We start from the raw sequence: 19,691 nt of genomic DNA on the forward strand, positions 1-19,691 counted from the left end.
GGGCCGGGAGCGACGGGCGGCTCAGCGGCGTACGCGACGGGGGGCAGCGTGGCGAGGCCGGTGAGGGCCATCGCGGCGGTCAGCAGGGCGGCCTTCCTGCGTGTGTACGGGACCGGTCGGTGCGAGGTTGGCGGGTACGGGACCGGGCGGGACGAGGCCGGTCGGTACGGGGTGGGTCGCATCTGTCGTGCTCCCCTCACGAGCCCTGCGGCTGGCGCGCGCTGTTGGTGTCGAGCCGGGGGCCCTTGGAGAGGAACTCCGACCAGGCGATGGGGACGAGGCTCGGGGTGACCTTCTCGTAGCCGAGCCTGATCTGTGCCTGGCTGGGCTCCGGCCTGCCGTCCTGCTGCTCCTCCCGGCCGCCGGTGCCGATGTCGGAGCGGTCCGCGTCGCTGTCGCCGTTCGCCTGTACGGCGTACCGCAGTCCGGTGTCGGTCACCAGGAAGAGCGACCCGTCGGGGCTGGTCTGCCGGCCCTGGACCTGGGTGTAGAGGAGACCGCTGCCGGGAGTGACATAGGTGCTGGTGCCACCGGCGGTGATGTCGGCGGGGTACGAGGGGCCCGCCCAGGTGGACAGGGCCGTACCGCCCTTGTCGTCGACCTTGCGCAGCACGCTGCACACGGTGTCGCGCGCGCCCGCGCCGTCCACGGAGTTGACCTGGGTGGCCCTGTTCTCGGGCCAGCGGTACTCGGAGGCGAAGAACTCGGACTCCGGGGTGATGGACGCCGCGTCCACGGTGGCCGCCTTACCCGCCATGTCCAGCACGTCGGTCTGCGGGGAGCTGATCAGCAGCCAGGCGGTGAAGTCGGTGACCGGCACGATCTCCCCCGGCAGAACGACATAGTGCTGCGGGCCCGCCCCGGTCTGTGCGAGGAGGACCATGCCGACGCGGTCCTGGCTCTCATTGAGCCCGCCGCCGACGCCCGCGTCGTCGCCGATGGTGTCCGGGTCCGGGATGGCGGGGAAGGTGATGGAGCTGCCGTTGTGCAGGGTGGCGAGCCAGTCGTCGGTGACGGACTGCGGCGCGCGGTCGCCGACGAGCGCACGGGTGAGGGTGTCGACCTCGGCTGTGTCCGACTCGCGGATCAGGTACTTGCGCCCCGCCGCGTCCACCAGATAGCGCGCCCGGTCCTTCTGCCCCTGGACGTACAGCACTTGACCGCCGGTCAGCCTGCGGCTGCCCTCGGTCCTGGAGAAGTCGCGGTCGGCCAGGATGAACGCGGCCTTCTGGACACCGGCGCCGTCACCGCCGCCCGGCTGCTCGCAGACCGCCCACCGTTTGGGCTTCGCGGCCTCGGTGTCGGAGGGCAGCCGGTCAGGGGCGTACGGGATGCCGAGCACCGGGCCGCGCGGTGGCCTGCCCGCGTCCAGGATCTTGTCGGGGACCTGTATGACCTTGCCCTGCTGGGGGTTGAGCAGCAGCCGCGCCGAGGCGAGATTGAGCACCGGGTGCAGCAGGGTCTCGTTCTTCTTGCCCTCGCCGGGTGTCTTCAGCACCACATAGCGGGTGGTCGAGTCCTTGCCCACGATCACATTGGCGTACGGCTCCGCCCAGTTCTTGGGCGCGGACGGCTTGAACATGCCCCAGGCGCCGAAGCCGGCCAGCACGAGCGCGCCGACGATCAGGCTCGGGACCACCGCGCGCAGCGGTCTGGGGGCTCCCTCCTCCGAACCGGTGGGCGAAGGTTGGAGAAATGCGGCCACCGTGCGCCTCTTCGCGAAGGTGTACGCGTTCAGCTCGTCCCGCCGTGATGCCATGAGTCCCCATCGGTGAAAAAAGGCGCGGCCTCCCCAGGGGCGGAGCGAGTCGGCGTGTCCCCCGGGCCCTGCCTGACTGTCGGACCGTCCCCCTACTATGCCTTGTAGGCCGGAGGCGTGCGGGGCCCGGGTAGGGTGATCCGGCCGTCAACGCCCTGGCCGGCCAGGGTGATCGGGACGAACGGGGGGTTTCTTCATCATGGTTTCCGCGACGCGGGCGCGGCCTGCCCCGGCGGGCCCGTCCCCGGCTGCCTCCGGGGCTCCGGCGGCTCCCGGACTGAAGGCCCGCCCCGGGCATTTCGGCCCGTTCCGAATGCAACAACTCGTGCTGATCGAAATCGCCGCCGCCCTGCTGCTGGTGGCCTCGGTGATCGACGCACTGCTGCTGGTCCCGGCCGGGGTGCTGGCCGCGCTGCTGGTGCTGCTGGCCGTCGTCCGCAGGCACCGGCGCTCGCTGCCCGAGTGGCTGTCGACGCTGGTCGCGCTGCGGGCGCGCACGCGCAGGGCCGCGTCGATGGTGCTTCCCGCCGGTACGGAACCGGGCCTGGCGCCGGCCGTCGAGTGCGACCCGGCGCTGCGTACGTATTCGTACAGCGACCGGGACCGCCGCCCGGTCGGCATGATCGGCGACGGTACGTTCCTGACTGCGGTCCTCCAGATCGAGTCGGAGGCGACCGCGCTGCGGCCCGACCGCTCGTCCCGGCCGCTGCCCGTCTCGCTGGTGCGGGACGTGCTCGATGTCGACGGGATCCGGCTGGAGTCCGCGCAGATCGTCCAGCACACCCAGCCCGCGCCCGCGCCGCATCTGCCGGAACAGTCGGTGGCGGCACGCAACTACGCGCCGCTCCAGGCGCAGACGGGGTCGCCCGCGGTCCGGATCACCTGGATCGCGCTCAAGCTCGATCCGGAGCTGTGTCCCGAGGCGGTGACCGCGCGCGGCGGCGGCCTGACCGGCGCCCAGAAGTGTGTGGTACGGGCGGCCGACCAGCTCGCGAGCCGGCTGACCGGCGCGGGATTCCGCGCGACCGTGCTGACCGAGCAGGAGCTGACCACGGCCATCGCCATCTCGTCCTGCGCCAATCCGCTGGCCATCGCCCAGGCGGGCCGTACGGACACGCCCGGTCTGCGGACGAAGGAGACGTCGCGCACCTGGCGCTGCGACGACCGCAGGCACACGACCTACTGGGTGGGCCGCTGGCCGCAGTTGGGCAGCGGCGGGGCGCCGATGCCGCAGCTTGTCGCGCTGCTGACCTCGATCCCCGCCCTGGCCACCACCTTCAGCCTCACCCTGGGGCGCGGTGACCGGCAGGGGGTGACGGTGAGCGGGCACATACGGATCACCGGGCGCAGCGACGACGAGCTGGTGACCGCCCGGCACGAACTGGAGCGCGCGGCCCGCGGCGTGAAGACCGGGCTGGTGCGTCTGGACCGCGAGCAGCTTCCCGCGATGCTCGCCACTCTTCCGCTCGGGGGTACTCGCTGATGTCCGTGCCCGCACACACCGCTCCGCGGTCCCCGGCTCCCGGCCGGGGCGGCGCCAGGCCGCGGATCGGCTTCGGGCTGATAGGTCCGCGGCGTGAGCGCCATGCCCTGTCCATGGACCAACTGGAGGCGCTGGCGCTGCCGGTGGGCGACGACGGCATGGTGATCGGGGTCGACCCGGCGAACAGGCCGGCCGTGCTCGGTATCAACCGGCCCACGCCGTACGACGTCACGCTGATCGGCGGCCTCTGGACGGCTCAGGTGCTGGTGCTGCGCGCGGCGGCGACCGGCGCGCGGATCGCCGTCGAGACGGGCCGCGCACCGGTCTGGACGGCGCTCGCGCAGGCGGCGGGCGGGGGCCAGCCGTGCGTCACGCTCCATGATGTGGGCCGGGTGCCGCCGCAGGGTGCCTCGGCAGGCAGTCCGGTGGTGGTCGTACGGGACTGCGGGATGCGTCCGCCGCGCGGCCGGGTGGCGTCCGCGCCCTGGCAGTCGGTGATGACCCTGCTGCCGTATCTCAGCCCGGTCGCGCCGAGGCTGATGGAGAAGTCGGGGCTCGTCGGTGTCCAGCGGGTGTCGCCGGACGAGGCCGCGCAGATCGGCCGGATCATGAATCTGCCGCGTGCGGAGACGGAGGCGCTCTCGACGCTGGCCGACGGCGTGACTCTCTGGTGCACGGCGCGGGACCGGCAGTTCGTGATGACGCAGCCGACGGACGCCGAGACCGGATTGTTGGGGAGCGCGCGCCGGATGGACTGAGACGCGCCGAACGGCCTCTGTGCGCCCGGCCGGTGGGGATTCCGCCAGGATCTCGTAGGGAGATATACGGATTTGGCCGCTCCCCGGCCTCACGCTCCGCCCCTGGCTGTTCACTTGGCGGCGGGGCATGACGTACGCGGCGGGCGCCGGCGGGCGGTCCCGGCCTGACGTACCCGCGCCGTTGGCGATTAGGGTGGGAGCGGGCGCGGGATGTAGGGAACCTGCGGGCGGGTTGGCCCCCCTGAGGAAGAGCCGGGCGGACCGGACGCACAGATACGGACGCCCCGCCCATCACGGCACAAGGGTGCGACCACACCAGGAGGCAAAGTGAACGGCGATCGGGACGAGATCCGCGGAGGCTGGAACCGGCCTCCCGTGGACGATCAGTCCGACGCGGATCCCGAGATGACGGGTGAGTTCACCATCGACTACACCCCTCCCGCCTGGTACACGCAGAACACGCCGGGGGACTCGTCCGGGGGTGGCGCATCGGGTGCTTCCGCGTTCACGAACTCTCCGCCGCCGCCCGACGGCGCGCCGGTCGCGGTGCCGGGGCTGCCCGCGGGGGCCGGCTTCGAGCCGAACTGGGCGCCCGCGCCGCCGCCCGCCCCGGCACCCGCGCCGATCGCGCCGGTGCCCGCGCAGCCTTCCCCTGTGCCGCCCGCGGCCCCGGAGCCGTTCGGCGGGGGCGATGTGGAGAGCGGGGCGACCATGCGGTTCTCCCCTGCGGCGCTCAAGCGTGAGATAGAGGAGCGGGACGCGGCGAAGAACGGCGAGCCGCCGCAGTCCGCCGACAGCGCTGCCGACGCGGACCCGAAGAGCACCGAAGCGGAGACGGCGAGCGCTCCTGCGGCAGCGGCGGCCCCCGAGGGATCCGAGCCCGCCACGAACACGGTCGGCACGGATCCGGATGCGCGTACGACGGATACGCATGAGGACGACGGCGGTACGGCGCCGGAAGCCGCGAGCGCCCCGGATGAGACGGACGGCACGGGCGGCCCTGAGAGCGCCGACACCGCCGACACGGCTGACGGTGCTCATGACGCGGACGCCGACGCCGACGCTGACACCGACCGGGGTGCCAAGGGTGTTCCGGACGCGGGGACGGCGACGGGCGAGGAGGAGCGCGAGACCCCCGAGGCCGACGCCTCCGACGCCGATGCCTCCGACGGCAATGCCGACAGCGCCGGGGCGGACACCTCCGGCACCGCTGAAGCCGCTGAAGCCGCCGGCGCCGAACCCGCCGACCCGGTGCCCGCCGACGTCGTCCGGGATGCCGCGCCGCAGGACGCCGTACCGGCCGATGAGCCCCAGGACGCGCCCCCGGCTTCCGGGTCGGCACAGCCCTGGACCCTTCAGCCGCCCGCGCCCCAGGCCTCCGGGCTGCCGCCGCTGCCGCCCGCCTTCCAGCCGGCCACTCCCGCACCCGCGCCGCAGTGGCCCGTACCGGCACCGGCCGTGGACCGGTCGGCGCCGCCGCAGCTCCCGGTCCCGGCCCCGGTCCCGCCGCAGCAACAGCAGCCGGACGCCTGGACCCCGCAGCCTCCCCAGCCGCAGCCTCAGGCCCAAGCCCAGGCCCAGCAGCCACAGAGCGGTTACGGCTTCCCCCAGCAGGGGCAGACCGGCCGGTCCGGAGCCGTGGCGCCGACGCCACAGGCCGCGCTGCCGCCCGCGTCCGGCCCCGACTCCCCTGTCCCGTCGGCCGGTTACGGCTTCCCGCACCAGCAGGGGCAGCAGCCCGGACCGTACGCACAGCAGCAGCCGCCCGCTCAGGCCGGGGGGTACGGCTTCCCGCCGCAGCAAGGCGGTTACGGCTTCCCCCAGCCGCACCAGGACCAGTCCGGGCAGCCGGGAGCCCAGCAACAGCAGCCCCAGCAAGGCCAGCAGGGCGGGCAGCAGTCCCAGCTCCCCGTGCCCGCCACGCCGAATCTCCCGGCACAGCAGGCCCCCCAGCCGCCGTACCCGCAGCAACAGCAGTACCCCCAGGCGGCACAGCACCCGCAGCAGCAGCCCGGCGCCCAGGGACCCGTCGCGGACCCCCGCGCCGGTGCCGCCTGGCCCTCGCCCGTCGCGCACGACCACCGCGAGCGCTCCGTCCCGGGCGCCCCGCTCGGCTATACGGCCGCCGTCGAGCTGTCCTCCGACCGGCTGCTCCGCAACAACAAGCAGAAGCCGAAGAGCAGCCGCAATCCGTCCGGGGGTTCGCGCTTCCGGCTCGGCGGAAAGGCCGCGGAGACCGAATACCGCCGCAAGCTGGAGCTGATCCGTACGCCGGTGCTCTCCTGCTACCGGATCGCGGTCATCAGCCTCAAGGGCGGTGTCGGCAAGACCACCACCACCACCGCTCTGGGGGCCACACTGGCCACCGAGCGGCAGGACAAGATCCTGGCGATCGACGCCAACCCGGACGCCGGCACGCTCGGCCGCCGCGTCCGGCGCGAGACCGGGGCGACCATCCGCGATCTGGTGCAGGCGATCCCGTATCTGCACAGCTATATGGACATCCGCCGGTTCACCTCACAGGCGCCCTCCGGTCTGGAGATCATCGCCAACGATGTGGACCCGGCCGTCTCGACCTCGTTCAACGACGAGGACTACCGGCGCGCGATCGAGGTCCTCGGCAAGCAGTACCCGATCATCCTCACCGACTCGGGCACGGGCCTGCTCTACAGCGCGATGCGCGGTGTGCTCGACCTCGCCGACCAGCTCATCATCATCTCGACGCCGTCCGTGGACGGCGCGAGCAGCGCGTCGACGACGCTCGACTGGCTGTCGGCGCACGGGTACGCGGAGCTGGTGCAGCGCTCCCTCACGGTCATCTCCGGGGTCCGCGAGACCGGCAAGATGATCAAGGTGGACGACATCGTGCAGCACTTCGAGACCCGCTGCCGCGGGGTGATCGTGGTGCCGTTCGACGAACATCTCGCGGCCGGTGCCGAGGTGGACCTCGACATGATGCGCCCCAAGACGCGCGAGGCCTACTTCCAGCTCTCGGCGATGGTCGCCGAGGACTTCGTACGGGCCCAGCAGGCGCAGGGGCTGTGGACGGCGGACGGCAATCCGCCGCCGCATGTCGTACCGCCGATGCCGGGACCGGGGCAGCCGACGCACGGTCAGCCGCCTTACGTCCAGCCCCCGTACGGCCAGCCCGCGCACGGACAGCCGGTCCACGGACAGCCGCACCAGCCCCACGGCGGGCCGTACCCGCCCCAGCCGTACCCGCAGCAGTACCCCCAGCCGGGACAGCAGCAGCCCCAGCCCGGCCACCCGCAGCAGCAGCCTCCGCAGTACGGGTATCCCCAGCAGCAGCCGGGACCGTACCCCCAGCCGGGGGTCCAGCAGGGCTGGCAGCAGTCACCGCCCTCGCAGGCCCAGTCCCCGGCAAGCCCGGCGGGGCTCCCGCCAGGGCAGCAGGCACAGCAGGCCCAGCCCGGACCGTACGGACAGCAGCCCCAGCCGCCCCAGGACGCGACCGACCTCCAGGGTCCGGTACCGCCCGGCGGATGGCCCGGGCAGCAGCCCCCGCAACCTCCGCCAGCGCCTCAGCAGTAGGGCATCAGAGGTAGAGACCAATGAGGGTCCGCACCGTGGTCACGGTGCGGACCCTCGGCGCATTCCCGCAGCCCACACGGGGTATGGGCGCCCGTTGACGCGCCCTGACGCACGCTGATAAACCTCCCTTCACCGATTGGCGAACCAGAGTCAACCCGAGCCGTCCGAGTCAACCCGGCTTCTCCGCGCGAGTGATGACACGAGGTCACCGTCCCATGGTCCATAGCCTTCCGCCGCGGACACCGCGGCCGCAGCCCGTCCGCCGACGCCCCCGTCTCCGACTGCTCCTGGCTTCCGGTGCCGCCTCCGCCGCGCTCGTCGCCGGAACCGTGCTCCCCGTACAGCCGCTGCTCCCGGCGCCCCAGCAGGCGCGGGCAGCGGACGACGGCAAGAAGGTCCTCACCGTCGCGGTCAGCCAGAGTGTCGACTCGCTCAGCCCTTTCCTGGCGCAGCGCCTGGTCAGCACCACCCTCCACCGGCTGACCTACGAGTACCTGACCAACTACGACCCGAAGGACGCGCACGCGGTCCCCGGCTTCGCCACCGCGTGGCAGCCCTCCGCGTCCAAGCTGACCTGGACCTTCACCATCCGGGACGACTCGAAGTGGTCGGACGGCGTCCAGGCGACCGCCGAGGACGCCGCCTGGACCTTCAACAAGATGATGACGGACGAGAACGCGGCCACCGCCAACGGCAGTTTCACGGCCAACTTCAAGAAGGTCACCGCGCCCGACCCGGAGACCCTGGTCATCGAGCTGAAGAAGCCCCAGGCCACCATGACCGCCCTCGATGTGCCGATCGTGCCCAAACACATCTGGGAGAAGGTCGGCGACTTCTCGACATTCAACAACGACAAGCAGTTCCCGATCGTCGGCAACGGTCCGTTCATCGTGACGGACTACAAGGTCGACCAGTACGTCAGGCTCAAGCCGAACAAGGACTTCTGGCGCGGCGCCCCGAAGTTCGACGAGCTGGTCCTCAAGTATTACAAGGACGGGGACGCGGCCGTCGCGGCGCTCCAGAAGGGCGAGGTCTCCTTCACCTCCGGTCTCACCCCGGCCCAGGCCGCCGCGCTGAAGTCGGCGGACAACATCAAGGTCAATGACGCACCGGGCCGCCGGTTCTACGCGCTCGTCACCAACCCCGGCGCCAGGTCGAAGGACGGCGCCACCTTCGGAAACGGCCATCCGGCACTGCTCGATCCGGCGGTACGTAAGGCCCTCTTCCAGGCCGTCGACCGCAAGGCCATCGTCGACAGGGTCTTCCAGGGCCATGCCGTCGAGGGCCAGGGCTACATCCCGCCGCGCTTCGGCGCGTACTTCTGGCAGCCCTCGGAGAGCCAGCGGATCGCGTACGACCCGGCCGCGGCGGCCCGTACGCTCGACGCGGCCGGCTACCGGAAGACAGGCGGCGGCAAGCGGGTGGGGAAGGACGGCAGGCCGCTGGACTTCCGTATCCTCTGCCACGCCACCGACCCGAACGACAAGGCCATCGGCAAGTACCTCCAGGAGTGGTGGGGCCGGCTCGGCATCGGGCTGAAGGTCGAGTGCCTCGACAATGTCTCGGACCCCTGGCTCGCGGGCGACTACGATCTGGCCTTCGACGGCTGGTCCGTCAACCCCGATCCGGACTATGTCCTCTCCATCCATACGTGCGACGCGCTCCCCGCCACCCCCAAGGACACCGGCGCCACCGACAACTTCATCTGCGACAAGGAGTACGACGGCCTCTACGCCCAGCAGGCCGTGGAGTACGACACGGCGAAACGCGCGGAGCTGGTCAAGCGGATGGAGTCGAGGCTGTACGACACCGGGTACATGAATGTCATGGCGTATCCGAACGCGGTCGAGGCGTACCGTACCGACCAGATCAAGTCGATCACGACGATGCCGGAGGCCGCCGGCAATCTCTGGGGCCAGGACGGCTACTGGAGCTGGTGGTCCGCGGTCCCGGCCGGTGACGGCGGCGGGTCCGGCGGTTCCTCCTCCTCGGCCGGTGTGGTGATCGGGATCGGAGCCGCGGTGGTGGCCGCCGCCGCGCTCGGGCTCTTCGTCGCGATGCGGCGCCGTTCCACCGCGGAAGACCGTGAATAGCGCATGAGCACCGCAAGCACCCCAGGGGCGGTGCGGGACGCGGCCGGCGGCCCGGTGAAGACCGGGCCGTCCCGCTCTGCGGACCGCGCGGACCCCGGTCCCGGTACGAGAACCGCGTATCCGCTGTATGTGGCGGGCAGGCTCGGCGGCGCGGCCGTCTCGCTGCTCGCCGTCCTGGTCACCAGCTTCTTCCTGTTCCGGATCATCCCGGGCGACCCGGTCAGCACCATGACCCATGGCGCTCCGACCTCCGCGGCCCAACTGGCCGCACTGCGCAAGCAGTTCGGGCTGGATCTGCCGCTGTGGCAGCAGTTCACCGACTACTGCGCCAAGGCGCTCACCGGTGATCTGGGCACCTCGTACCAGTTCCACGCCCCGGTCGGCGAGCTGATCATGACGAAGCTGCCCGCGACCCTGCTGCTCACCGGGGTCGCCGTGGTGATCTACTCGGCGCTCGGCCTCTGGCTCGGCACCCGCTCCGCCTGGCGCAACGGCGGTCTCGGCGACCGGCTCAACACGGGTGTGGCGCTGACGCTCTGGTCGGTGCCGTCCTTCTGGCTCGGTCTGCTGCTGATCATCGTCTTCTCGGTCGGCATCGGGCCCGTCCCGGGCCTGTTCCCCACCGGCGGTATGGAGTCGGGCGACACGACGGGATTCGCACGGATCCTCGATGTGGCACACCATCTTGTGCTGCCGGTGCTGACGCTGGTCGCGGTGGGGTACGCGCAGACGCTGCTGGTGATGCGCTCCTCGCTGCTGGACGAGATGGGCGGCGACTATCTGACGACGGCGCGGGCGAAGGGGCTGCGGGACGCGTCCGTACGGCGCCGGCACGCGGTGCCCAACGCGCTGCTGCCGACCGTCACCATGGTGTTCATCAATCTGGGCCATGTGGCGGGCGGTTCGATCCTGGTGGAGACGGTGTTCTCCTGGCCGGGGCTCGGCGGGCTGTTCTACCAGGGGCTGAGCGTGCCCGATCTGCCGCTCGTGCAGGGGCTGTTCCTGGTCTTCGCCGGCGCGATGATCGTGATGAACCTGCTGGCCGACCTGCTCTATCCGCTGCTCGATCCCCGGGTGGGCCGATGACCTCCGCAGACCCTTCGACGCCGACTCCGTCGCCGCTGCCGGACGGACCGGTGCCTTCGCCCCGGTCCGCGGTGCCCTCGGCGGCTTCGATCGTACGGGCCCGCAGGCGCGCGTCATTGATCCGGTTCTGGCGGCAGTACCGTACGCACCGCGCCGGGCTCTTCGGACTTGCCGGGCTGGCGCTCGTCGCGCTGACGGCGCTGGCAGCGCCGCTGCTCGTGGGCGGCGACGTGCAGAGCGTGACGCGGGCGCCGGGCAAGGCGCTTGAAGCGCCGAGCGGTCAATTCCTGCTCGGTACGGACCAGTTCGGACGGCCGCTGCTGGGGCTGCTGATCTGGGGCGCCAGGATCTCCCTGACCGTGGGGCTGCTGGCCGCCGCGTTGTCGGTGGCCATCGGTACGCTCGTCGGAGTCATGGCCGGGCACTTCGGCGGCTGGCCGGCCACGGTGACCATGCGGATCACCGACTGGTTCCTGGTGATGCCCACGCTGGTGCTGGCGATCGTGCTGGCCACGGTCATGTCCCGGTCGGTCTGGACGGTGATCGTGGCGATCGGGGTCACAAGCTGGCCGACGACGGCGCGGCTGGTGCGGGCGCAGACCATCGCGGTCGAGTCACGGCCGTACATCGAGCGCGCCCGGGCGCTGGGCGGCGGCCATGGCCACATCATGACGCGCCATGTGCTGCCCAATGTGATGCCGCTGGTGCTGGCGCAGACCACGCTCGGTATCTCCAGCGCGATCCTGACGGAGGCGACACTCGCCTTCCTCGGGCTCGGCGATCCGACCATCGTCTCCTGGGGCGGAATGCTCCAGGACGCGCGGGAGGCGGGCGCGGTCTCGTCCGGGCACTGGTGGTATCTGGCGCCTCCCGGACTGGCGATCGCGTTCGTCGCGCTGGCGTTCACGCTCTGCGGCCGGGCGATCGAGACCGTACTCAACCCGAAGCTGGCGGTACCCCGATGAAAAGGGCGCCAAGAGCGAGCGGCGTGGTCGAAGCGGCCGGTGCGCGTGGCGCGCCGGGTCTGCTGGAGATCAGGGACCTGAGGGTGACGTACGGCTCGGGGGCCTCGGCCGTGCCCGCCGTACGGGGTGTGGACCTGGCCGTCGGGCCGGGGCAGAAGCTCGGCATCGCCGGTGAGTCGGGGTGCGGCAAGTCCACCCTGGCGCTGGCGCTGCTGCGGCTGCTGCCGTCCTCGGCGAGGCTGTCCGGCGAGATCCTGCTCGACGGCGAGGACGTCCTCACCATGAAGTGGGGCCGACTGCGGGCCGTACGGTGGGCGGGAGCGTCGATCGTCTTCCAGGGCGCGATGCACTCGCTGAACGCGGTGCACCGGATCGGGGACCAGATCGCCGAGCCGGTCCTGCTGCACCGGCGTGCCACTCCGGCGGCCGGCCGAGCCCGGGCCGCCGAGCTGCTGGAACAGGTCGGTCTTCCGGCCGCCCGCGCGGACGCCTATCCGCATGAGCTCTCCGGCGGCCAGCGCCAGCGTGTGATGATCGCGATGGCGCTGGCCTGCGATCCGCGGCTGATCGTCGCGGACGAGCCGACGACCGCACTGGATGTGATGATCCAGGCGCAGATCCTGCGGCTGATCGAACGGCTGGTCGCGGAGCAGGACATCGGGCTGCTGATGATCAGCCACGATCTGGCGGTGCTCGCGGACACCTGTGACCGGCTGGCCGTGATGTACGCGGGCCGGATCGTCGAGGAGGGCCCGGCGCGGGCGGTCTATGACGCGGCGGAGCATCCGTACGGCCGGGCGCTCTCCGCCGCCTTCCCCCGGATCGGGGATCCCGCGTCGCGGCGCGCGCCGCGTGGGCTGCCGGGCGATCCGCCGGACCCCGCGGCGCTGCCGTCCGGCTGTACGTTCCATCCGCGCTGCCCGGTCGCGCTGGATGTCTGTGAGCGGGAGGACCAGCCGCTGCGGGAGGCGGGGCCCGGCCGGAGCGCGGCGTGTGTACGGGTGGGCGCGGCGGTGCCCGCCGGGGAGCAGCCGCGGTGAGGTCCGGCTCCCGCGCACCGTAAAGCCTCGTAGCACCCGGCACGTCCCGCAAGCCTCATGACAATGCCCGGCCACCTTCCAGGAGCCACCCTTGACGACGACCACGCCTCCCGCCGGCCCCGTCCCCCTGCTGTCGGCCGCCGAGCTGAAGGTCACCTTCCCCGGGCGGCGCGGAGCGGCGTCGGCCCGGGCCGTCGACGGTGTCGATCTCGACATCGGTACCGGGGAGATCGTCGCCCTGGTCGGCGAGTCCGGCTGCGGCAAGACCACCCTGGCGCGGGCGCTGCTCGGGCTCGTACCGCCCACGCGGGGCCGGGTCACCTTCGCCAGAGAGCCGCTGGGGTACGGTGCCCGTGCCCTCAAGGCGTACCGCAAGCGCGTCCAGCTCGTCCTCCAGGACCCCAGCGGCTCGCTCAATCCACGCCATACGGTGTACGACGCGGTCGCCGAGGGCCTCCGCATTCACGCCCACCCGGGCGATGAGCGCGCCGCCGTCGCGGAGGCCCTCTCCCGGGCCGGGCTGCGCCCTCCGGAGCGGTACTTCGCGCGCTATCCGCACGAGCTGTCCGGGGGCCAGCGGCAGCGGGTGGTCATCGCGGGCGCGCTCGTCCTGGAGCCCGAACTCATCGTCGCCGACGAGCCGGTGGCGTCGCTGGACGCGTCCGTACGGGGCGAGATCCTGGCGCTGCTGCTGTCACTGCGGGACGAACTCGGCCTGTCGGCACTGGTGGTGACCCACGATTTGGGTCTGGCCTGGAACATCGCGGACCGGGTGGCGGTGATGTATCTCGGACGGATCGTGGAGACGGGTCCGGTGGAGGAGGTGCTGACGGCGCCCCAGCACCCTTACACCCGGGCGCTGTTGTCCGTACTGCCCGAGTCCGGAGAGGAACCGGTCGTCCTCATGGGCGAGCCGCCGGATCCGTCGAGGATTCCGGACGGCTGCCGGTTCCATGCCCGCTGCCAGGTGCTGGCCTCGGGCGAGGCGGCACGGGCGGGGGTCGACGAGCGGTGCCGTACGGACTCGCCGCCGGTGCTGACGGGCGGCGCCGCCACCCAGGTGGCCTGCCACTGGGCGACGGCCGGATGAAAGCGCGGAGCGGCGCCGCTCCTACCGTGCGTCGTACTCCTCCGTCAGCACCCGTGAGCGCTTGACGTCGTCGGCGATCGCCTCCAGCAGCGCCTCGATCGACTCGAACTTGCGCTGCCCCCGGACGTACGAGAGGAAGTCGACGGTCACATGGAGGCCGTACAGATCGAGCCCGATCCGGTCGATGGCGTACGCCTCGACCGTCCGCTCCGTCCCCTCGAACTGCGGGTTCGTACCGACCGAGATCGCCGCAGGCATGCGCTCGCCGTCCGCCGTGAGCCAGCCCGCGTACACCCCGTCGGCCGGGATCGCGGTGTGCGGCAGAGTCTCCACATTGGCCGTCGGGTAGCCCAGCTCCCGGCCGCGCTGCGCGCCGCGCACCACCACGCCCTCGACACGGTGCGGCCTGCCGAGGATCTCGGCGGCGCCCGCGACATCGCCCTCGGCGACCAGCCGACGGGTGAGGGTGGACGAGAAGGGCTCGCCGCCGCCCGCCTCGCCGGTCACCCGCAGATCGATGACCTCGACCTCGTAGTCGTAGGTCGCCCCCAGATCGGCCAGGACGCCAACATTGCCGGCCGCCCTGTGGCCGAAGCGGAAGTTGGGGCCCTCGATCACCGCGCGCGCGTGCAGCTTGTCGACCAGGACCTTCACGATGAAGTCGCCGGGCGACAGCTTCGAGAACTCCACGGTGAACGGCAGGATCAGCAGCGCGTCCACACCCAGCTCCGCCATCAGCTCGGCGCGCCGGTGGTGGGGGGCGAGCAGCGGCGGGTGGCTGCCGGGCCGTACGACCTCGCTGGGGTGCGGGTCGAAGGTCACGACGACCGACGGCACCCCCAGCTCCCCGGCCCGCTCCACCGCGCGTTTGATGATGAGCTGGTGTCCGCGGTGGACCCCGTCGTAGGAGCCGATGGTGACGACGCTGCGCCCCCAGTCCTGGGGGATGTCCTCCAAGCCACGCCAGCGCTGCACTGAGACCGCTCCTCGCCCGAACCCATGTACGTCGTTTCCCGTCACGCAATGCTAAGACTGCCATGCCCAGCAGCCGTGACCCGCATCGGCCACCGGGCTCCCGGAAGGCTTTCCGGCGCGAACGCGCCCCCTGAGTGCACCCTGTACCCCTCCGAGCGCCTGCCCGAAGGGGTGAATCGCGGGCGCGGAATGGACAGATCCCTTCCGGAGGGGGGCCGTGGAGCCGGGCAGGTGCGCCTGCCCGGCTCCACGGTGGGCATCAGGCGTTCCACGGTGGGCCTCAGGCTGGCCTCAGCCGAAGACCGCGAGGCTCTTCGCCTTGCCGTGCTGCTCCTCGACCAGCGCCAGAAAACGCCCTCCGGGCCCGAACGCGGCGACCGGCGCCGACGCGAACGCCGGCATGTCCAGCCGTACGCCGTTGAGCAGCAGCCCGGCCCGCTTCTCGTCCACGTCCCAGCGCGGGAACGCCGCCGCGGCGGCCTCCGCGACAGGCATGACCGTCAGCTCCTTCTGGAGCTGGTCCAGCGTCCTCGCCGAGTCCAGCGCGTACGGGCCCACCCGGGTCCTGCGCAGCGCGGTGAGATGCCCGCCGACCCCGAGCCCGGCGCCGAGGTCACGGGCCAGGGCGCGGATGTACGTACCGGAGGAGCAGACGACGGAGACGACCAGATCGAGGACCGGGGTGCCGTCCTCGGCGACGGCCTCGCGTACGTCGTACAGCCGGAACGACGAGACGGTCACCGGTCTGGCCGGGATCTCGAACTCCTCGCCGCCGCGCACCCGCGCGTACGACCGCTTGCCGTCGATCTTGATCGCGCTGACCTTGGACGGCACCTGCATGATCGCACCGGTCAGCGCCGCGATCCCGCTGTCGATGGCCTCGCGCGCGAGCAGGGACGCGTCGGCGGACGAGGTGATCTCGCCCTCCGCGTCGTCGGTGACGGTGTTCTGCCCCAGCCGGATCGTGCCGAGGTACTCCTTCTCGGTCAGCGCGAGATGCCCGAGGAGTTTGGTGGCCCGTTCCACACCGAGGACGAGAACGCCCGTCGCCATCGGATCGAGCGTGCCCGCGTGGCCGACGCGCCGGGTCCTGGCGATGCCGCGCATCTTGGCGACGACGTCGTGCGAAGTGAAGCCCGACGGCTTGTCCACGATGACCAGGCCGTCGGGCGTGCTGTTCTGCTGAGTCATTCCGCGGCGGCACCGTCCGTGCCACGGCCGCCCGCGCCCTCGGTGCCGTCCGCGTCGCCCGTGCTCTCTTCGTCCGAGTCGGCCTTGCGGTACGGGTCGGCGCCGGCCGCGTAGGTCTTGCCGGTGGACACCTCCCGTACCTCGGCGTCCTTGGCGCGCGCCCGGTCGAGGAGGTCCTCGATGGTACGGGCGTTGTCCGGCAGGGCGTCCGGGACGAACGCCAGCGTCGGGGTGAAGCGGACGCCGGTCTGGCGGCCCACCTCGGAGCGGAGGACGCCCTTGGCGCTCTCCAGGGCCGCCGCGGAGGCCGCGCGCTCCTCGTCGTCGCCGTAGACCGTGTAGAAGACCGTGGCCTCCCGCAGGTCGCCCGTGACGCGGGCGTCCGTGATGGTCACGAACCCCAGTCGCGGGTCCTTGATACGCCGGTCCAGGGTCTCCGCGACCACGACCTGGATGCGATCGGCCAGCTTGCGGGCCCGCGCGTTGTCGGTCACCGGTCCGTCACTCTTCCTTCTGGGTTTTCTTGTCTGCTACTGGTTCTGCTATTGGTCGGTCTTCGTCCGGTGGTGCGAGCCGGGTCTCAGTCCTCGTCGCCGTACAGCCGCCGTCGTACCGACAGCAGCTCCACCTCGGGACGGCCTGCGACCATCCGCTCGCACCGGTCGAGCACCTCCGTGATGTGGCCCCAGTCCCCGGAGACCACCGCCAGTCCGATCTCGGCCCTGCGGTAGAGCTCCTGAGCGCCGGTCTCCGCCGCGCTCACCGTGAACTTCCGCTGGAGATCGGCGACGATCGGCCGGACGACGGAGCGTTTCTCCTTCAACGACCGTACGTCGCCGAGGAGCAGATCGAAGGACAGCGTCCCCACATACATGCACGTCCGGATGTCCCGCCGGTACGGGTTCGGTGCCCTGCCAGCGCTTGGCAGGGGCACAAGAACCGTACACGCAACGGCCGGGGCCGATCGACGGAAATTCGTCCCGTCGACCGGCCCCGACCGGAGCGGTCAGCCCGTGCGTCAGCCGCGCGGCTTCTCGCGCATCTCGTAGGTGGCGATGACGTCGTCGATCTTGATGTCGTTGAAGTTCCCGAGGTTGATACCGCCCTCGAAGCCTTCGCGGATCTCGGTGACATCGTCCTTGAAGCGGCGCAGACCCTGGATGTTGAGGTCCTCCGCGATGACCTTGCCGTCGCGGATGAGCCGGGCCTTCGTGTTCCGCCTGACCTCGCCGGAGCGGATGAGCACACCCGCGATATTGCCCAGCTTGGACGAGCGGAAGACCTCGCGGATCTCCGCCGTACCCAGCTCGACCTCTTCGTACTCCGGCTTGAGCATGCCCTTGAGGGCGGACTCGATCTCCTCGATCGCCTGGTAGATGACCGAGTAGTACCGGACGTCCACGCCCTCGCGCTCGGCCATCTGCGCGGCACGCCCTGCGGCGCGCACGTTGAAGCCGATCACGATGGCGTCGGAGCCCATGGCCAGGTCGATGTCCGACTCGGTGACCGCACCCACACCGCGGTGCAGGACCCGGATGTCCACCTCTTCGCCGACGTCGAGCTGGAGCAGAGAGGACTCCAGGGCCTCGACCGAACCGGACGCGTCGCCCTTGATGATGAGGTTGAGTTCCTGCACCAGACCGGCCTTGAGGGCCTCGTCCAGATTCTCCAGGGAGAACCGGACGCCCCTGCGGGCGAAGGCCGCGTTCCGCTCGCGGGCGGCACGCTTCTCGGCGATCTGCCGGGCCGTACGGTCCTCGTCGACCACCAGGAAGTTGTCACCGGCACCGGGGACATTGGTGAGCCCCAGGACCAGGACGGGCGTCGAGGGGGTCGCCTCGTACACGTTGTTGCCGTTGTCGTCGAGCATGGCCCGCACACGGCCGTACGCGTCGCCGGCGACCATCGTGTCACCGACGCGGAGCGTGCCGCGCTGGACGAGCACGGTGGCGACGGCGCCGCGGCCGCGGTCGAGGTGGGCCTCGATCGCGATACCCTGCGCGTCCTGCTCCGGGTTGGCCCGCAGGTCGAGCGAGGCGTCCGCGGTCAGGACCACGGCCTCCAGCAGGCTGTCGATGTGCAGGCCCTGCTTGGCGGAGATGTCGACGAACATGGTGTCGCCGCCGTACTCCTCGGCCACCAGACCGAACTCGGTGAGCTGACCGCGCACCTTGGTCGGGTCGGCGCCCTCGACATCGATCTTGTTGACCGCGACCACGATCGGCACGTCGGCCGCCTTGGCGTGGTTGAGCGCCTCGATCGTCTGCGGCATCACACCGTCGTTGGCCGCGACCACCAGGATCGCGATGTCGGTGGACTTGGCACCACGGGCACGCATGGCGGTGAACGCCTCGTGGCCCGGGGTGTCGATGAAGGTGATCCTGCGCTCTTCACCGTTGACGTCGGTGGCGACCTGGTACGCACCGATGTGCTGGGTGATACCGCCGGCCTCGCCCGCGACGACATTGGTCTTGCGGATCGCGTCCAGCAGCCTGGTCTTACCGTGGTCGACGTGACCCATGACGGTCACGACCGGCGGCCGGGACACGAGGAGTTCCTCGCCGCCCTCGTCCTCGCCGAACTCGATGTCGAAGGACTCGAGCAGCTCGCGGTCCTCCTCCTCCGGGCTGACGATCTCGACGACGTAGTTCATCTCGTCGGCGAGCAACTGGAGGGTTTCGTCGGACACGGACTGGGTCGCGGTGACCATCTCGCCGAGGTTCATCATCACGGCGACGAGCGACGCCGGGTTGGCGTTGATCTTCTCCGCGAAGTCGGTGAGGGAGGCACCGCGCGACAGGCGGACGGTCTGTCCGTTGCCGCGGGGCAGCATCACACCGCCGACCGACGGGGCCTGCATGGCCTCGTACTCCTGGCGCCTCTGCCGCTTCGACTTGCGGCCACGACGGGCGGGCCCGCCGGGACGGCCGAACGCGCCCTGTGTGCCACCACGGCCACCGGGACCGCCGGGACGGCCGCCGAAGCCGGGACGGCCACCGCCGCCACCGCCGCCGAAGCCGCCGCCACCACCGGGACGGCCCGGGGCGCCACCCCCACCGCCGCCACCGGGACGGCCGGCGAAGCCACCGCCGCCACCGCCACCGCCGGGACGGCCGGCGAAGCCGCCGCCACCACCGGGACGACCGCCGCCACCGCCGCCGGGACGGCCCGCGCCGCCGGGGCCACGGCCACCGCCGGGGCCGCCGCCGGGACGCGGACCCGCCGCGGGACGCTGGGGCATCATGCCCGGGTTCGGACGGTTGCCACCGGGGCCGCCGCCGGGACCGCCCGCCGCGCGGGGGGCCTGCGGACGCGGCATGCCGCCGGGGGTGGGACGTCCGGACTGTCCGCCGGGACCGCCCTGCGGACGGGGACCGCCCTGGCCGGAGCCCTGCGGACGCGGACCGCCGGGGGCACCGGGGCCGCCGGGACGCGGGGCGCCGCCGGGACGGGGCGCCTGCGGGCGCGCCATACCGGTGGAACCGCCGGAGGTGAAGGGGTTGTTGCCGGGACGCGGTCCGGCCGGACGGGCACCGGGACGCGGGGCCTGGCCGGGGCGCGGTCCGCCGGAGCGGCCGCCCTGGCGCTGGTCGCGATCGCCGCCCTGACGCTGGTCACGGTCACCCTGGCGCTGGTCGCCGTGGCCGCCCGAGGGGCGGGCGGACGGACGCGGGCCGGGGGTGGCACCGGGCCGGGGAC

The 19,691-nt window shown here is 71.9% G+C and carries 15 protein-coding genes; 8 read left to right on the plus strand and 7 right to left on the minus strand.

Going from position 1 to position 19,691, the window contains the following annotated elements:
* Both WH07_RS41360 and eccB read right to left on the minus strand, forming a co-directional pair.
* A partial coding sequence (locus WH07_RS41360; RefSeq protein ID WP_046504567.1) for a hypothetical protein occupies positions 1–182 on the minus strand: 182 nt, incomplete at its 3' end.
* A 14-nt stretch (positions 183–196) separates the two neighbouring features.
* A complete protein-coding gene (eccB, locus tag WH07_RS25485; RefSeq protein WP_046504570.1) occupies positions 197–1,759 on the minus strand; it encodes a type VII secretion protein EccB in 1,563 nt (520 codons plus the stop codon).
* 199 nt (positions 1,760–1,958) lie between these two features.
* Between eccB and eccE the strand changes: the two genes are divergently transcribed.
* The 8 genes from eccE to WH07_RS25525 all read left to right on the plus strand — a co-directional run bounded on the left by eccE (position 1,959) and on the right by WH07_RS25525 (position 13,826).
* Entirely contained in the window at positions 1,959–3,242 is a 1,284-nt protein-coding gene (gene eccE, locus WH07_RS25490; RefSeq protein WP_046504573.1) for a type VII secretion protein EccE, read from the plus strand.
* The gene (locus WH07_RS25495; RefSeq protein ID WP_198533889.1) at positions 3,242–4,000 is read left to right on the plus strand and encodes a hypothetical protein; all 759 of its coding nucleotides are present in this window, start codon (positions 3,242–3,244) and stop codon (positions 3,998–4,000) included. Before eccE ends, WH07_RS25495 begins: the two co-directional genes overlap by 1 nt.
* Before the next feature lie 327 nt (positions 4,001–4,327).
* A complete protein-coding gene (locus tag WH07_RS25500) occupies positions 4,328–7,552 on the plus strand; it encodes an SCO5717 family growth-regulating ATPase (RefSeq protein WP_046504575.1) in 3,225 nt (1,074 codons plus the stop codon).
* Positions 7,553–7,767: 215 nt separating this feature from the next.
* Positions 7,768–9,645, plus strand: coding sequence for an ABC transporter substrate-binding protein (locus WH07_RS25505; RefSeq protein WP_079023555.1), 1,878 nt, complete (start codon positions 7,768–7,770; stop codon positions 9,643–9,645).
* 3 nt (positions 9,646–9,648) lie between these two features.
* A complete protein-coding gene (locus tag WH07_RS25510; protein ID WP_046504578.1) occupies positions 9,649–10,731 on the plus strand; it encodes an ABC transporter permease in 1,083 nt (360 codons plus the stop codon).
* A complete protein-coding gene (locus WH07_RS25515; RefSeq protein WP_046504580.1) occupies positions 10,728–11,696 on the plus strand; it encodes an ABC transporter permease in 969 nt (322 codons plus the stop codon). The genes WH07_RS25510 and WH07_RS25515 overlap by 4 nt, the downstream gene beginning before the upstream one ends.
* On the plus strand, positions 11,693–12,736 hold the full coding sequence (locus WH07_RS25520) for an ABC transporter ATP-binding protein (protein WP_079023556.1): 1,044 nt from the start codon (positions 11,693–11,695) through the stop codon (positions 12,734–12,736). Before WH07_RS25515 ends, WH07_RS25520 begins: the two co-directional genes overlap by 4 nt.
* Positions 12,737–12,827: 91 nt before the next feature.
* Positions 12,828–13,826, plus strand: coding sequence for an ABC transporter ATP-binding protein (locus tag WH07_RS25525; RefSeq protein WP_046504582.1), 999 nt, complete (start codon positions 12,828–12,830; stop codon positions 13,824–13,826).
* A 21-nt stretch (positions 13,827–13,847) separates the two neighbouring features.
* On the opposite strand, the gene WH07_RS25530 is transcribed toward WH07_RS25525, so the two are convergent.
* From WH07_RS25530 to infB, 5 genes are all read right to left on the minus strand, one after another.
* Positions 13,848–14,801, minus strand: coding sequence for a bifunctional riboflavin kinase/FAD synthetase (locus WH07_RS25530; protein WP_079023557.1), 954 nt, complete (start codon positions 14,799–14,801; stop codon positions 13,848–13,850).
* Positions 14,802–15,092: 291 nt separating this feature from the next.
* Entirely contained in the window at positions 15,093–15,992 is a 900-nt protein-coding gene (gene truB, locus WH07_RS25535; protein ID WP_046504583.1) for a tRNA pseudouridine(55) synthase TruB, read from the minus strand.
* A complete protein-coding gene (gene rbfA, locus WH07_RS25540; protein WP_046504586.1) occupies positions 15,989–16,486 on the minus strand; it encodes a 30S ribosome-binding factor RbfA in 498 nt (165 codons plus the stop codon). Before rbfA ends, truB begins: the two co-directional genes overlap by 4 nt.
* Before the next feature lie 86 nt (positions 16,487–16,572).
* On the minus strand, positions 16,573–16,866 hold the full coding sequence (locus tag WH07_RS25545; protein WP_046504590.1) for a DUF503 domain-containing protein: 294 nt from the start codon (positions 16,864–16,866) through the stop codon (positions 16,573–16,575).
* A gap of 144 nt (positions 16,867–17,010) precedes the next feature.
* The coding region (gene infB / locus WH07_RS25550) for a translation initiation factor IF-2 (RefSeq protein WP_079023558.1) at positions 17,011–19,691 on the minus strand (2,681 nt) is incomplete at its 5' end.

This window comes from Streptomyces odonnellii, assembly GCF_000981895.1.
Taxonomy (GTDB): Bacteria; Actinomycetota; Actinomycetes; order Streptomycetales; family Streptomycetaceae; genus Streptomyces; species Streptomyces odonnellii.